This window comes from Paraburkholderia phymatum STM815 (assembly GCF_000020045.1).
In the GTDB taxonomy this organism is placed as follows: domain Bacteria; phylum Pseudomonadota; class Gammaproteobacteria; order Burkholderiales; family Burkholderiaceae; genus Paraburkholderia; species Paraburkholderia phymatum.
This window is the reverse complement of sequence record NC_010622.1, coordinates 335,603-350,872: the sequence shown is the minus strand read 5'-3', so window position 1 is coordinate 350,872 and position 15,270 is coordinate 335,603. Positions and strand designations below refer to the sequence as shown.

13 protein-coding genes are annotated in these 15,270 nt (G+C 63.6%); 7 read left to right on the top strand and 6 right to left on the bottom strand.

Going from position 1 to position 15,270, the window contains the following annotated elements:
• Positions 1 to 86 precede the first annotated feature (86 nt).
• Together maiA and BPHY_RS01510 are read right to left on the bottom strand one after the other, a co-directional pair.
• Entirely contained in the window at positions 87 to 731 is a 645-nt protein-coding gene (gene maiA / locus BPHY_RS01515; RefSeq protein WP_012399727.1) for a maleylacetoacetate isomerase, read from the bottom strand.
• A 34-nt stretch (positions 732 to 765) separates the two neighbouring features.
• Positions 766 to 1,464 (bottom strand): fumarylacetoacetate hydrolase family protein, encoded by a 699-nt coding sequence (locus BPHY_RS01510; RefSeq protein ID WP_012399726.1) that lies wholly within the window; start codon positions 1,462 to 1,464, stop codon positions 766 to 768.
• Positions 1,465 to 1,709: 245 nt separating this feature from the next.
• Here BPHY_RS01510 and ybiB point away from each other — a divergent pair, with 245 nt between their 5' ends.
• Together ybiB and leuA are read left to right on the top strand one after the other, a co-directional pair.
• Positions 1,710 to 2,678, top strand: a complete 969-nt coding sequence (ybiB, locus tag BPHY_RS01505; RefSeq protein ID WP_012399725.1) for a DNA-binding protein YbiB — start codon at positions 1,710 to 1,712, stop codon at positions 2,676 to 2,678.
• A 519-nt stretch (positions 2,679 to 3,197) separates the two neighbouring features.
• Positions 3,198 to 4,853, top strand: coding sequence for a 2-isopropylmalate synthase (gene leuA, locus BPHY_RS01500; RefSeq protein WP_012399724.1), 1,656 nt, complete (start codon positions 3,198 to 3,200; stop codon positions 4,851 to 4,853).
• A gap of 129 nt (positions 4,854 to 4,982) precedes the next feature.
• On the opposite strand, the gene BPHY_RS01495 is transcribed toward leuA, so the two are convergent.
• Together BPHY_RS01495 and BPHY_RS01490 are read right to left on the bottom strand one after the other, a co-directional pair.
• A complete protein-coding gene (locus BPHY_RS01495) occupies positions 4,983 to 5,366 on the bottom strand; it encodes a nuclear transport factor 2 family protein (RefSeq protein ID WP_012399723.1) in 384 nt (127 codons plus the stop codon).
• 45 nt (positions 5,367 to 5,411) lie between these two features.
• Positions 5,412 to 5,975, bottom strand: a complete 564-nt coding sequence (locus BPHY_RS01490; protein ID WP_041763226.1) for an acyloxyacyl hydrolase — start codon at positions 5,973 to 5,975, stop codon at positions 5,412 to 5,414.
• A gap of 362 nt (positions 5,976 to 6,337) precedes the next feature.
• Here BPHY_RS01490 and rpoH point away from each other — a divergent pair, with 362 nt between their 5' ends.
• The 5 genes from rpoH (at position 6,338) to cydX (ending at position 10,732) form a co-directional block, all read left to right on the top strand.
• Entirely contained in the window at positions 6,338 to 7,273 is a 936-nt protein-coding gene (rpoH, locus tag BPHY_RS01485; RefSeq protein ID WP_012399721.1) for an RNA polymerase sigma factor RpoH, read from the top strand.
• Positions 7,274 to 7,586: 313 nt separating this feature from the next.
• A complete protein-coding gene (gene cydP / locus BPHY_RS01480; protein ID WP_012399720.1) occupies positions 7,587 to 7,859 on the top strand; it encodes a cytochrome oxidase putative small subunit CydP in 273 nt (90 codons plus the stop codon).
• On the top strand, positions 7,849 to 9,438 hold the full coding sequence (locus BPHY_RS01475; protein WP_012399719.1) for a cytochrome ubiquinol oxidase subunit I: 1,590 nt from the start codon (positions 7,849 to 7,851) through the stop codon (positions 9,436 to 9,438). The genes cydP and BPHY_RS01475 overlap by 11 nt, the downstream gene beginning before the upstream one ends.
• Positions 9,439 to 9,464: 26 nt before the next feature.
• Positions 9,465 to 10,601, top strand: coding sequence for a cytochrome d ubiquinol oxidase subunit II (cydB, locus tag BPHY_RS01470; RefSeq protein ID WP_012399718.1), 1,137 nt, complete (start codon positions 9,465 to 9,467; stop codon positions 10,599 to 10,601).
• 11 nt (positions 10,602 to 10,612) lie between these two features.
• Positions 10,613 to 10,732 carry a cytochrome bd-I oxidase subunit CydX gene (gene cydX, locus BPHY_RS39085; RefSeq protein WP_012399717.1) on the top strand — a complete coding sequence of 40 codons (120 nt, stop codon included), beginning with the start codon at positions 10,613 to 10,615 and terminating at the stop codon, positions 10,730 to 10,732.
• 70 nt (positions 10,733 to 10,802) lie between these two features.
• On the opposite strand, the gene nagE is transcribed toward cydX, so the two are convergent.
• Entirely contained in the window at positions 10,803 to 12,569 is a 1,767-nt protein-coding gene (gene nagE, locus BPHY_RS01460) for an N-acetylglucosamine-specific PTS transporter subunit IIBC (RefSeq protein ID WP_012399716.1), read from the bottom strand.
• 108 nt (positions 12,570 to 12,677) lie between these two features.
• Complete coding sequence (gene ptsP / locus BPHY_RS01455) at positions 12,678 to 15,263, bottom strand: phosphoenolpyruvate--protein phosphotransferase (RefSeq protein ID WP_012399715.1); 2,586 nt, start codon at positions 15,261 to 15,263, stop codon at positions 12,678 to 12,680.
• Between the last annotated feature and the right edge of the window lie 7 nt (positions 15,264 to 15,270).

Here is a 15,270-nt window from a genome sequence, read left to right as displayed (position 1 = left end):
AATACGAAAAGAGCGTCATCGGTCGCCTGACGCCCTTTTTTATTGCTTGCGCGTTGCGGACGAGTCGTCGCGAAACGCTCCCGCATTTACTCCGCGTCCGGTTGCACGGAAGGTTCGGCGCGCGCGAACGCATCCAGCGAGTTTGCGTAATCGCAAATGCGCCGGATTGTCGGATAGGGGCTCAAATCGACGTTAAAGCGCGAGGCATTGAACACCTGCGGCACGAGGCAGATATCGGCGATGGTCGGCGTATCGCCGAAGCACAGCATACCCGCGCGGCCATCGGCGACCAGATACTCTTCGAGCGCAGCAAAACCCGAACTGATCCAATGGTGATACCACGCGTCCTTCACCTCGTCGCTCACGCCGACCGTGCGCTTCAAATACTTGAGCACGCGCAGATTGTTCAATGGATGGATTTCGCACGCAAGCTGCTGGACGATCGAGCGGACATACGCGCGATCGGCAGGCTTCGACGGCAGCAGCGCCGGCTCGGGATGCGTTTCCTCCAGATACTCGATGATCGCAAGCGACTGCGTGATCACATGACCGTTGTCCACCAGCGTTGGCACGATGGCGTCGTGATTGAGCTTGCGGTATTCGGGCTTGAACTGCTCGCCGCCGTCGCGCAGCAGATGCACGGGCACGTACTCGTACGGCAGATTCTTCAGATTCAGCGCGATGCGCACGCGATAGGACGCCGAGCTGCGAAAGTAGCTGTATAGCTTCATTGTGTAGTCTCCCCCCTGATTGAATCGGCGGACGTTACACCATGCGCACGCTGAATTCGCCCAGCCCCTCAACGCCGCCCTTCATCAGGTCGCCACGGACGATGGCGCCGACGCCTTCGGGCGTACCCGTGAAAATCAGATCGCCGGGCTGCAATTCGAAGAAGCTGGACAGATACTCGATTGTCTCAGCCACAGACCAGATCAACTGAGACACATCCGAGCGCTGCTTTTCTTCCCCGTTGACGGTAAGAAAGATCGCGCCTTTGTCGACGTGACCGACCTTGGAAACGGGATGAATCGGACCGAGCGGCGCCGAGTAGTCGAAGCCCTTCGCGGTGTCCCACGGACGCCCCAGTTTCTTCGCTTCCGCCTGCAAATCGCGGCGCGTCATATCGAGACCGAGCGCGTAGCCATAGACGTGATCGAGCGCGTTGCTGGCGGGAATGTTCTTGCCCGCCTTGCCGATTGCCGCGACGAGTTCCATTTCGTAGTGGACATTCTTTGACTGCGCCGGATACGGAAATTCACCCGTGGCACCGGGCGCGACGTAGAGCACGGCGTCGGCGGGCTTCGCGAAGAAGAACGGCGGTTCGCGGTCGGGATCATGGCCCATTTCGCGCGCATGCGCTTCGTAATTGCGGCCGACGCAGTAAATGCGGCGTACCGCGAATTGATCGTCCGATCCGACGACTGGCACAGCCGTCACCGGCGCTGGCGCAAACACGTAACCCATTCCGTTCTCCGTCTTCTATTGAGCCGCTCTGACACGGCGAAATATTGAGTGTAACGCGGCGCCGTTTCGCGTGCCGCGTGGCCGAACGGCCAGGTGGCAACCGTCGAAGCGATACCGTAAGGTTCATGACAGGCCGCGAATTTGCTCGATTTCTGAAGGAACGTGCGGCGTGCGATACTCGAACGGAACCGTAGCGCGTCGCCAGCCGCGTCACACGGCCTGCCGCCCCCATACCGTTTGCCCCGATGACCGATCTCACCAACACCACGCCTGTTCCCTGCGCCCGATTCATCAAGGAAATCGGCCGCGGCCCCAACGGCGCGCGCGCGCTCACGCCCGACGACACGCAAGCGCTCTACGCCGCAATGCTCGACGGCCGCGTCTGCGATCTCGAACTGGGCGCGATCCTGCTCGCGTATCGGGTGAAAGGCGAATCCGCCGACGAACTGGCCGCGATGCTGGCCGCTGCGCACGCTTCGTTCGCGCCGGTCGACGTGAAGCACGGCACGCATCAGGCCGTGTCGATTCCGAGCTACAACGGCGCGCGCAAGCAGCCGAACCTCGTGCCGCTGCTGGCACTTCTGCTCGCGCGCGAGGGCGTGCCCGTGCTGGTGCACGGCGTGACGGAAGACCCGGGCCGCGTGACGAGCGCCGAGATCTTCGCGCATCTGAATGTCGCGCCCGCCCAGACGCACAGCGATATCGAAGCGGACCTCGCACGCCAGCGCATCGCCTTCGCGCCAATCGGGACGCTCGCGCCGAAGCTTGCGCGGCTGCTGTCGCTGCGTCGGCGGATGGGCGTGCGCAATTCGACCCACACCCTCGTCAAGATTCTTCAGCCGTTCGCGCCGGCTGGCCTGCGGCTCGTGAACTACACGCATCCCCCATATCGCGAAAGCCTGACCCAACTGTTCGTCTCGCATCCGGAACTGGCCATCGGCGGTGCACTGCTCGCGCGCGGCACGGAGGGCGAGGCCGTCGCGGACACGCGCCGCCAGGTCCAGATCGACTGGCTGCATGACGGCATCTGCGAAACGCGCGTTGCGGCCGAGCGCTCGTCGCCGGATGCGCCCGAAGTCGACCTGCCCGAAGGCCGCGATGCGCCGACCACGGCCGCGTGGATCGCCGACGTACTGCGCGGCGACGCGCCTGTGCCGGCCGCCATCACACGTCAGGTCGAACTGATCGTGGAGATCGCGCGGAAAGCCGCCTGACAAGGACTGACGTCGGTCCGCGGCTGATTCCCGCGTAAAAACGAACGCCTTGCGGCGCATGGCAGGTTGACAGCCTCACGTCGCGTCGCTTATCTTCTGACAATGCGTTCCATTCCGAACACCCTCCGAATTACCTCCGGCCGCCTAGCGCGGCCCCTATCGCTACGTCTAGCGTAAGCAAGGCGTAGCGCCGCGCGCAGTCGGCCAAGCGGCTGCGGCGGTCCTCCCAGCAGTTCCCGTCGTTCATGTTTCACCCCAGTCCGTAGTTCCTTCAAAAACCTGTAGTCGTCTGCATTCGTCCGTTTACCGTTCGGACGAGTCGCGAGGGTCAAATGCACGTTGCATGGGCTTCCGTATCGATCGTTGCCTTCGTCGTCGTTCCGATGACGTTGTTTGTTCGCGCCCGTTCGTTGCTCCCGCTAGCGCCCGGCTTGCGGGTCGTGCATCTGTGGCAACCCGCCAGCCGCTCGACGCCACATTCCCAAGCACACGACTAAACGAAACGAACGAGGCCTTACCATGTTGCGCAACCCTGCCGAGAAATACCGTCCCTTCCCCACCGTCCGCCTGACCGGTCGAAAGTGGCCCAGCCGAACGATCGACCGCGCGCCGATCTGGATGAGCACCGACTTGCGCGACGGCAACCAGTCGCTGATCGAGCCGATGAGTATCCCGCAGAAGACCGAGTTCTTCGAGATGCTCGTCGCGACTGGTTTCAAGGAGATCGAAGTCGGTTTCCCGTCGGCGTCGCAAACCGACTTCGATTTCGTCCGGAAGTTGATCAACGAAAAGCGCATTCCCGACGACGTGACCATTGAAGTGCTCGTCCAGTCGCGCGCAGACCTGATCGCGCGCACGTTCGAGGCGCTCGAAGGCGTGCCGCGCGCGATCGTCCATCTGTACAACGCGATCTGCCCATCGTTCCGCAGGATCGTCTTCAACCAGTCGCAGGAAGAAGTGAAGGCGCTGGCCGTCGAAGGCACGCGGATCATCCGCGAGCACGCCGACGCCCGCCCGCAGACGCACTGGACGTATCAGTATTCGCCCGAAACATTCAGCATGACGGAGTTGCCGTTTGCCCGCGAAGTCTGCGACGCCGTCGCGCAAACGTGGCGTCCCACCCGCGACCACAAGATGATCGTGAACCTGCCCGCCACTGTCGAAGCCGCGACGCCGAACGTGTATGCGGACCAGATCGAATGGATGGACCGGAATCTTGGTTATCGCGACAGCATCGTGTTGTCGGTGCATCCGCATAACGATCGCGGCACGGCCGTCGCGGCGGCGGAACTCGCGCTGATGGCGGGCGCGGACCGCATCGAAGGATGCCTGTTTGGCAACGGCGAGCGCACGGGCAACGTGGACATCGTCACGCTCGCGATGAATCTCTACACGCAGGGCATCGATCCCGGTCTCGATTTTTCGGACATCGACGCCGTGCGGCGCGTGGTCGAGCGCTGCAACCAGATTCCCGTGCATCCGCGGCATCCGTATGCAGGCGATCTCGTCTACACGGCGTTCTCCGGTTCGCATCAGGACGCGATCCGCAAGGGCTTTGCACAGCAGAAAGCGGGCGCCGTCTGGGAAGTGCCGTATCTGCCCATCGATCCCGCCGACGTCGGCCGCAGCTACGACGCCGTGATCCGCGTGAACAGCCAGTCCGGCAAGGGCGGCTCGACCTATCTGCTTGAGCGCGGCATGGGCTTCGCGCCGCCGCGACGCGTGCAAATTGAATTCAGCCATGCCGTGCAGACGGTCGCCGACCAGTCCGGCGAGGAAGTGACGGGCGACGCGATCTGCGCGCTCTTTGCCCGTGAATACTTCGAGACGGAAGGCCCGGCTCAGCGCGTGAACGGCTCGACGGTGCGGTGGAACAAGCGTGAGATCGGCGTGCCCGCAGCGGCGGCGGCCGTGGACGGTCACGAGGCATACGCAAGGGCCGTCGCGCAGGAAATGACGGCGGCGGCGAAGCAGGACATCGAAATCACGTCGTTCGAAACCATGCGCACGACGGACGGCCGCACTGCCGTATTCGTCGGCTGCCGGATCGGCGATCAGCCGATGCGGCATGGCGTCGGCGTCTCAAAGGACGAAATGACGGCCGTCGTCGATGCTGTCGTCAGCGGCGTCAATCGGGCGGGCTGGCCGGCAGTCGACCGTCGGGTCGCGGCCTGACCCGCGCAAGGCAACAGGAAACACGCAGGACCGCAGAAGCGCAAACGCCGGCGATTCACCCGTCGCCGGCGCGCATGGACCGCTCACGAAGCAGCTTCCGTCAGGGAAAGAGTGATTGCGCGATCCGCGTCACTCGATAGCGCAACGCGTCGCCTGCCACGCAATCAGCCGCCACTTGCCGTCTTCCTGTGCCTGAACCGCCATGTAGGCAATCGGGAACAGCAACGCGCCGTTATTCGCTTCCATCTCGATCAGCGCGCGGCCGGTAATCACACAGGCCTCGCGTCCGACAGGCAGCACCTCCTGCGACTGCACCTCGATCTGGCGATAGCGGCGACGCCCGGCCGTGATGCCGTCGATGAACTGCTGCTTCGACTCGCGCTTGCCGTTCGTGTGAACGTATATGACGTTGTCCGAGAGCAGCGCATGGAGCTGCTGGCCGTTTCCTTCCACCATCGCGCGAAAGCGGTCGCGCTCCAGCCCGCGAATCGCCTCGATCACTTTTGCCACCATCGCGTTCGCCCCCATCGACGACGGCGCCGGCAGTGGCAGCGATCGTCAGAAGTTGTACTGCACGTAAATCTGGTGGAAATTTATACCAGGATTCGGCTCTTTGATACCGCCGTTCGAGACGTGCTGAAAGCGATAGCCAAGCTGATACTGCTGATGATCGCCGAACTGCGCGCCGGCACCGACCATATCGGCGAACTGAAACGCAGAACCCAGCGAGAAGGTCGAAGAGATTCGCGGGCTGGTCAGCACGCGCACGCCGACGCCCGCCTCGACGAACGGCCGGAACGCACCCGATCCCTTGATGAACCGGATCACCGGTGTGACGCCAAACTCCCCGATGTTCTGGTGAACGTTGCCCTCGTCCGTGTGCCACCACGCCGCGTGCGCTTCGCCGAGCAATGCGAAGTGCCAGCCGCCAATTTCCCACCAGGTCAGATGGGGATCCCAGACAAAACCGAGGTCGAGTTTGCGAACATGTTCATCGGCGGTGGCGCCTGTGATCTGAATGCCGAACTGGTCTGCTGAAGCCAAACCTGACAAGCTGAGAAAGACGGCAGCGGCGGCACATTTGCCCGCCAGATTGGTCCAACGCCTGTTCTTTTTTTCCATCGTACGTCCGTCAGAAGCGAGTTTGAGCGACGACATCGCGCAGCGACATTCTAGAGACGGTAGCAACTATCGGACCGTTTAGACGCTGCTGAAAAGTCGCAAATAGCTGCTTCTGTTTCCGAAAAAATCTTGCCCTTGATTGCGGAATCTTGTCGCATTGGACGAATCCTATGCGTTCGACGTGAAACCTGCAGATGAGGTACGATAGGGGTTCGATGCTATTAGAAGCATGATTCCAATAGAATTAGGGGAACTCGGATGGCCCTACAGCTTCTAAGTATTAGCACTCGGTAGATGAGAGTGCTAACATCCATCGTGGTCGGCAATGGCCGAAATTTTGTCTGATTAAAGGAGTTTGCTACGTGAGCAACACATTGACCCTTCCGAGTACTCTGAGCCCGTCGTCGGCTAAGGCCGCTCCGGCAGGTGCACTGGCGCTCTCGCATGCTTCTCTTCTGCCCGGCCAACTGGGCAACATCGACGCCTACATCCAGGCCGTCAACCGGATTCCGATGCTGACGCCGGCGGAAGAGCGCCAGTTCGCCACTGAATACCGCGAGCAGAACAACCTTGAGTCTGCGCGCAAGCTCGTCCTGTCGCACCTGCGGCTGGTAGTTTCGATCGCGCGTAACTACCTTGGCTACGGCCTGCCGCACGCGGACCTGATCCAGGAGGGCAACATCGGCCTGATGAAGGCTGTGAAGCGCTTCGACCCGGAGCAGAACGTGCGTCTCGTGTCGTACGCGATGCACTGGATCAAGGCCGAAATCCATGAATACATCCTGCGCAACTGGCGCATGGTGAAGGTGGCGACGACCAAGGCGCAACGCAAGCTGTTCTTCAACCTGCGCAGTCACAAGCAAGGGTTGCAGTCGTTCACGCCCGACGAGATCGACGGTCTGGCGAAAGAACTGAATGTGAAGCGCGAAGAAGTGGCCGAAATGGAAACGCGCCTGTCGGGTGGCGACGTGGCGCTGGAAGGTCAGGTCGAAGACGGCGAAGAAGCATTCGCGCCCATCGCCTACCTGGCGGATTCGCACAGCGAGCCGACGGCCGTGCTGGCTGCGCGTCAGCGCGACAGGCTGCACAGCGACGGTATCGCGAGCGCGCTGGAATCGCTCGACTCGCGCAGCCGCCGCATCATCGAGGCGCGCTGGCTGCAGGTGGAAGACGATGGTTCGGGCGGCTCGACGCTGCACGAACTGGCCGACGAGTTCGGCGTGTCGGCCGAACGGATTCGCCAGATCGAAGCAAGCGCAATGAAGAAAATGCGCACCGCGCTGGCCGAATACGCGTAACCGCAGAGAAGCGGCGGGCGCGCCGGCCATCGGCGGCACCCGTTACAGACAGAGCCCCGCTCTTCGCAAGAAGGCGGGGCTTTTTATCTTCTGATCCTCAGCTATTGCGTGGAAGCGCATGAATGTCCAGACATTTCCTTGAACTCGTGTGGACCTTGGCTTATTAAAGATAAGACTGACGCCCACTCGCGACACGATGACGCGGGCTTGTCCGTCGGTCCATTCCTACAATGGTTAGGCATGCGCCAGGGCCGCGAATGACGGGCACTGGATCCTGCCGGGTCAACCGGCGCGATGACATTGCCGATCGAACATGGCCACCACGCTCAATCATAGGAATGCCACACACCGCGCGCTCGCCAGCCGCATCGTCGCGTGGGCGCGCGGCCCGACCTTCGCGCGCGACATCCTGATCGTGCTCGCGATCAAGTTCCTGCTGCTGATCGCACTCAAGTTCGCCTTCTTCAATCATCCGCAGGCGCGGAACATGTCGCTGCCGCCCGCGCAGGTCGCCCAGGCGCTGCTGTCGGTGCCGGCCTCCGTCCAATCGCCGCTTCAGCATCGAGGTGACAACCATGCCCGCTAGCGACGTCGTCGATCTTTCGCGTCTGCAATTCGCCGTCACGGCCCTCTATCACTTCCTGTTCGTGCCTCTGACGCTCGGTCTGTCATGGCTGCTCGTGATCATGGAAAGCGTCTACGTGATGACAGGCAAGCAGATCTACAAGGACATGACCCAATTCTGGGGCAAGCTGTTCGGCATCAACTTCGCAATGGGCGTGACGACGGGCCTCACGCTCGAATTCCAGTTCGGCACCAACTGGTCGTACTACTCCCACTACGTCGGCGATATTTTCGGCGTGCCGCTCGCCGTCGAAGGGCTGATGGCGTTCTTTCTGGAATCGACCTTCGTCGGTCTGTTCTTCTTCGGCTGGAACCGGCTGTCGCGCGTCCAGCATCTGATGGTCACATTCCTCGTGGCGCTCGGCTCGAATCTGTCCGCGCTGTGGATCCTGATTGCGAACGGCTGGATGAACAACCCCGTCGGCGCCGAGTTCAACTATGAAACGATGCGCATGGAGCTGTCGAGCATCTTCGACGTGATCTTCAATCCCGTCGCGCAGGTGAAGTTCGTGCACACGGTGTCGGCGGGTTATGTGACAGCGTCGATGTTCGTGCTCGGGCTTTCATCGTGGTATCTGCTCAAGCGCCGCGACATCGACTTCGCGCTGCGCTCGTTCGCGGTGGCGGCGGGCTTCGGGCTAGCCGCAACGCTGTGCGTGATCGTGCTGGGCGACGAATCGGGCTACACCACGGGGGAAGTGCAGCAGATGAAACTCGCCGCGATCGAATCCGAATGGGAAACGGCGCCGCCGCCCGCGCCATTCACGATCTTCGGCATGCCGAACCAGCAGGAGGAACGCACCGATTATGCGCTGCGCGTGCCCTACGCGCTCGGCATCATCGCGACGCGCTCGCTCGACGAACCCGTCGTCGGACTGAAGGAACTGATGGCGCAGAATGAGACGCGCATCCGCAACGGCATCCTTGCGTACGGCGCGCTGCAAAAAATCAGACAAGGCGACGCGACCGACGAGACGCACGCCACCTTCGACTCGAACAAGAAGGATCTCGGCTACGGCCTGCTGCTCAGGCAGTTCACGCCCAACGTCACCGACGCCACCGCCGACCAGATCAAACAGGCCGCGAAGAAGACTGTCCCGCCCGTGCTGCCTGTGTTCTGGTCGTTCCGGCTGATGGTTGGCCTCGGCATCCTGTTCCTCGCCACCTTCGTGCTGGCGTTCTTCTTCTGCGCGCAGCGCTCGCTGCTGTTCGAGAATCGCCGCTGGTTCCTGCACTGGGCCGTGTGGGCCATACCGTTGCCGTGGCTCGCGGCCGAGTTCGGCTGGATCGTCGCCGAAGTCGGGCGACAGCCCTGGACCATCGCGGGCATTCTGCCGACTTCGCTGTCGTCGTCCAGTCTGACGGCGGGCGATCTATATCTGAGTCTCGCGGGCTTTGTCGTGTTCTACACCGCACTGTTCATCGTCGAGATCACTCTGATGTTCAAGTACGCGCGGCTCGGTCCGTCGTCGCTGCATACGGGCCGCTATCACCACGAGCAGAGCACGCAGGCTGCTATCGGCGCCAATACGGCGGCATGACGGAAGCCCTGGACAAGGACAACGCTATGGATTACCCAACCCTCAAACTGGTCTGGTGGGTGCTCGTCGGCGTACTGCTGATCGGCTTTGCGCTAACCGACGGCTTCGACATGGGTGCAGCGATCCTGCTGCCCTTCATCGGCAAGACGGACGCCGAGCGGCGCATCGTCGTGAACACCGTTGGCGCGACGTGGGAGGGCAACCAGGTCTGGCTGATCACGGCGGGCGGTGCGATGTTCGCCGCCTGGCCGCTCGTATATGCCGCGTCGTTCTCGGGCTTCTACTTCGCGATGCTGCTCGTGCTCTTCTCGCTGTTCTTCCGCCCTGTCGGCTTCGACTATCGCGGCAAGCGCGACGATCCGCGCTGGCGCAGCGCATGCGACTGGGCGCTGTTCGTCGGCGGATTCGTGCCCGCGCTGGTGTTCGGCGTCGCGTTCGGCAATCTGCTGCAGGGCGTGCCGTTCGCATTCGATCAGGAACTGCGCGTCACCTATCACGGCAGCTTCTTCGCGCTGCTCAACCCGTTTGCGCTGCTGTGCGGCGTGGTGAGCGTGTCGATGCTCGCCGCGCACGGCGCGGCGTTCGTCAAGATGAAAGCGGATGGCGTCGTCGCCCGGCGTGCGTCGATTGCTCTACGTGCCGCATCGCTGATCGCAGTCGGGCTCTTCCTGATTGCCGGCGTGCTGGTGGCGACGCTGATCGGCGGCTACCAGATCAGCGAGCCCGCGCCGCTCGATACCGTCGCGAATCCGCTGCTAAAAAACGTGATGGGCGCGCCCGGCCTGTGGCTCACGAACTACGCGATGTACCCGTGGATGATTGCCGCGCCCCTTGCTGGCGTCGTGGGCGGCGTGCTCGCGCTCGTGCTCGCGAATTCGCGCTTCGAGCGCACGGCGTTCCTGTCGACCTCGCTGATGGTGACGGGCGTGATCCTGACGGCGGGCTTCTCGATGTTTCCGTTCATCATGCCGTCGTCGCTCGACGGCCGCAGCAGCCTCACCGTCTGGGACTCGACGTCGAGCCAGATGACGCTGCAGATCATGCTGATCGCCGTGATCGTCTTCCTGCCGCTCGTTCTCATTTACACGAGCTGGGTGTATCGCGTGATGCGCGGCAAGGTCACGGCCGACGCGATCGAACAGAACCATCACTCGATGTACTGAAGGAGCGAACCATGTGGTACTTCAGCTGGATTCTCGGCATTGGTCTTGCCCTCGCGCTCGGCATCATCAACGTGATGTGGCTCGAAGCAAACAACGCGGTCGATGCCCAGGCGGCCCGCGACGAACGCTGAGCCGCAAATAGAAACCGGCGCCTCGAGGGCGCCGGCTCTTTAGCGACGAAGACTCAGGCCTTCACGAAACTCATGCCGTTGCTGTCAGACGCGTCGACAGTTGCTGCGCGTAACGCGGCGCCGCGTCGCCGACGACGATGTGGAACGTATCCGTCGACACCCACGCTACATTCAGCGTGTCGAGACGCTGACGATCGATCGCCGACGCGTCGCGCACGACGATACGCAAGCGTGTCGCCGCCACCGCTTCCAGCGACACGACGTTCGTCGCGCCGCCGAACACAGCGAGCCAGCGCAGCGGGTCCGGATCGAGCGGGCCGTTGCCAGCTGCCGCCGTTGCAGCCGTTGCAGCGGTTACGACAGGGGCCGACGCAACAGCGGGCTTCGCGGGCGACGCAGCAGCCGCGCCGCCGCTCGCAATCGTCGTGCGGATTTCATCGGCGATGATGTCCGCTTCCGGTCCGATGATCACCTGTACGTTGCCGCCGCCGCGCTTCAGCACGCCGCGAGCACCGATCGACTTCAGCTCGTTGTCCGACACCTTCTCCGAGTCCACCACCGACAGACGCAGACGCGTCGTGCATGCATCGACCACCGACAGATTCGCTGCACCGCCGAGCGCCGCGATGTATCGCTGCGCTCGCGTGCCCGACGTTGCGGCTGAGCCCCCGACAGGCGCGACGAAGCCATCCGCAGAGAACGATTCGTTGGCCACGTCCGGCGTTTCCTGCTCGCGGCCCGGCGTCGCCATGTTGAACTTGCGGATGAAGAAGCGGAACAGGCCGTAGTAGACGACCGAATAGGCAATCCCGATGGGGATCGCTTCCCAGCCTTTTGTCGATAGACCGTAGTTGAGCACGTAGTCGATCGCGCCCGCCGAGAACGTGAAGCCGAGCTTGATGCCGAGCGCCGAACAGATTGCGAGCGAGAGGCCCGTCAGCACCGCGTGGATCGCGTACAGCACTGGCGCGAGGAACATGAAGCTGAACTCGATCGGCTCCGTCACGCCCGTCAGGAACGACGTCAGCGCCATCGAGAACAGCAGGCCGCCGACCAGTGCGCGGCGCTCCTTGGGCGCTTCGTGGAGCATTGCGAGACACGCTGCGGGCAGACCGAACATCATGATCGGGAAGAAGCCCGTCATGAAAGTGCCCGCGGTCGGGTCGCCTGCAAAGAAGCGATGCAGGTCGCCTGTCACGGCCGCGCCGCCCGGCGGCGTGAATGTGCCGAACACGAACCATGCGAGCGAGTTCAGGATGTGATGCAGACCCGTCACGAGCAGCAGCCGGTTCAGCAGGCCGAACACGAATGCACCGACCGCGCCTGCCGTCGTCAGCCAGTGGCCGGCGGCGTCGATGGCGGCCTGAACGGGCGCCCACGCGTAGCCGAACACGATGCCCAACACCAGACACGCGACCCCCGTGACAATCGGCACGAAGCGCTTGCCGCCGAAGAACGCGAGGTAGTCGGGTAGCTTGATGTCCTTGTACCGGTTGTACAGCATCCCCGCGACGATACCGGCGATGATCCCCGACAGCACGCCCATGTTGAGCTTGTCGTTGATGTCCTTCATCACGGCGACTTCGATCAGATAGCCGATCGCGCCCGCCAGCGCTGCCACGCCGTTGTTATCCTTCGCGAAACCGACAGCGACGCCGATCGCGAACAGAAGCGGCAGGTTGTCGAAGATCGCGCCGCCCGCGTCGGCGATCATCTTGATGTTGAACACATCGGGCTGACCGAGGCGCAGCAACAGGCCGGCTACCGGCAACACCGCGATCGGCAGCATCAGTGCGCGGCCAAGGCGCTGAACCTTCAGAAACGGATTCCCATCCATTGATACCTCCACTCCTTTGTCTCGTGTAGTTGCGTACTTGCTTGACTTGCTGGTTGAAATATCGAGCTGACGAATCTGTCGTTCGGACTGGTTGCGACGCAAGCGCACTCAGTCTTGCGGCCAGATTTCGCGGCTCAAGGCTCTTACCGCTTGTGCGGATTCGAGCGCCAGGGCGTCCAGGGCGCGCTGATGGCACAGCCGATAATCGAGTTTGCGCACACGCGCCTTGATACCCGGCACGGACACAGGATCCACCGACAACTCAGTCACGCCGAGGCCGACGAGCAGCGGCACGGCGAGCGGATCGCCGGCGAGCGCGCCGCACACACCGACCCATTTGCCGTGCTTTTCCGCACCCTGCACTGCCACCGACACCAGACGCAGCACGGCCGGATGCAGGCCGTCCGCCTGCGCGGCGAGGTCCGGCTGGCAACGGTCCATCGCGAGCGTGTACTGCGTGAGGTCGTTCGTGCCGATCGACAGGAAGTCCGCATGTTCCGCGAGTTGATCGGCGAGCAGCGCCGCCGACGGCACCTCGATCATCGCGCCGACTTCGATCCTCTCCGTGCGGCCCAACGCGGCGGCGAGTTCGTCGATCCGTCTGCGCAGACGCACGAGTTCGCCGGCGTCCGTCACCATCGGCAAGAGGATGCGCACCTTGCCTGCGGGCTGCACCGAAAGCAGGCCGCGCAACTGGTCTTCGAGCAGATCCGGGCGCACCTGCGCGAGACGGATGCCGCGCAAGCCAAGCGCCGGATTCGGTTCGGGCGGCAGCGTCAGATAATCGACTTCCTTGTCCGCACCGACGTCGAGCGTCCGGATGATGGCCGTGCGTCCTTGTAGCGCCTCGACGATCGACTGATAGCTCTGGCGATGCTCATCGACAGTCGGCGCCGCCTGACGGTGGATGAAAAGCAGTTCGGTGCGCAGCAGGCCGACGGCATCCGCGCCGTTGTCGACGGCGGCCGTCGCGTCGTCGAGCGTCGCGATGTTCGCGGCCACTTCGATCGCGCGGCCGTCGCTGGTCGCGGCGGCTTGCTGCGACGTACGACGGTTCGCTTCGCGCACGCCCGCGAGGCGCTGGCGCTCGTTGCGCGCCCGCTCGACGTCCTGCGCGCTCGGTGCATATTCGAGGCGGCCCGCGGTCGCATCGACCACTACCTGAGTGCCTTCCGCGATCGCGTGCAACTGATCGCCCATCGCGACCAGCGCCGGAATGCCCGCCTGCCGCGCGATGATCGCCGCGTGCGAGGTCGCACCGCCGCGCGCCATCACGAGCGCGGTGACGCGCTTGCGATCCAGCGAAGACAGATCCGATGGCGTGAACTCGTCGGCGCTCAGCACCGCTTCCTCGGGCAGCGAGCGCGCCGCCGCGTTCGAGTGCCCGAGCGCGCGCAACACGCGCTTCTCGATGTCGCGCAGGTCGGCGGCACGTTCGGCGAGCAGCGCGTCATCGACTTTCGACAGCACGCCGATCTGCGCGCGGATCGTCTCGCGCCACGCGAAGCCAGCGCTCTTGCCGAGGCTGATCAGATCGCGCGCGGCGTCGATCAGCGTCGGATCTTCGAGCAGCACGCGATGCACCGCGAAAATGCCCGCTTCGCCATGCGCGCCGCGCTGCGAGGCGTCCCGCACAGTCGTGTTCAGTTCGGCGTCGACGGCGGCGAGCGCCTTGTCAAGCTGGCGGCTTTCGGCAGCGGGCGTGTTGCCCGTGGTCTCGGGCGGCTCGATGTCCGCGTCGTCCCAGCGCACCAGTTTGCCAACGGCGATGCCGGGCGCCGCGCACACGCCCGCGAGCGTGTTCGGCACAAGCGCCTCGCCGCCCGTCTTCGGCACAGTGACAGGCGCCGGCGACATCTGACGCGCAGGCTTCTCTTCCGCTTCGCCATGCGCCTCCCGTGTCAGTTCGCGCACCACGGCTTCGACGGCGGCGTGAGCCTGCGCGCCGATGCCGACGATTTCGACCGATGCGCCCTGTCCCGCGCCCAGCCCCAGCAAACCGACGACGCTTTCGATCGCCGCCTTCTTGCCTTCGAAACGCACTTCGACGCGTGCATCGAGGCCGCGCGCCGCTTCGCGCGCACGCGCCGCCGGACGCGCATGCAGACCGCCCGCATGCTCGAGCACGATGCTCTGGCGCGCTTCCTCGCTGACGCTCGACGCCTGCCGCGAAGCCGCGACGGCCGCGCCATCGCGCACACGCAGCGTCAGAAGCGGCGACTCGCCTGCCTTCAGCGTGCCGCTTTCCGCGCGGTCGACGACCTCGAATGCATCGGAGTTCGCAATCGCGATCACCGAAACAAGGCTCGGCGCATGCCGCGCAACGGCATCCTGATCGAACTCGATCAGCACGTCGCCCGTGCGCACTTTCGCGCCCTGCTCGATCATCGGCGCGAAGCCTTTGCCGTTCAGCTCGACCGTGTCGATACCGATATGCAGCAGGACTTCGACGCCCTCTGCCGTCGTGATCGTGACGGCGTGGCCGGTGCGCGCCAGATGCATCACGACGCCGTCGCACGGCGCCACCAGCTTGCCTTCCAGCGGATCGATACCGATGCCGTCGCCGAACATGCCGCCCGAAAACACCGGGTCGGGCACGTTCGCGAGCGGCACGACGGGACCCGTCATCGGCGCGAGCAGGACAATATGGCCTTCGGAATGGCTCTTCAAACGGGACTCCTCGACACGTCGCATCTGAATA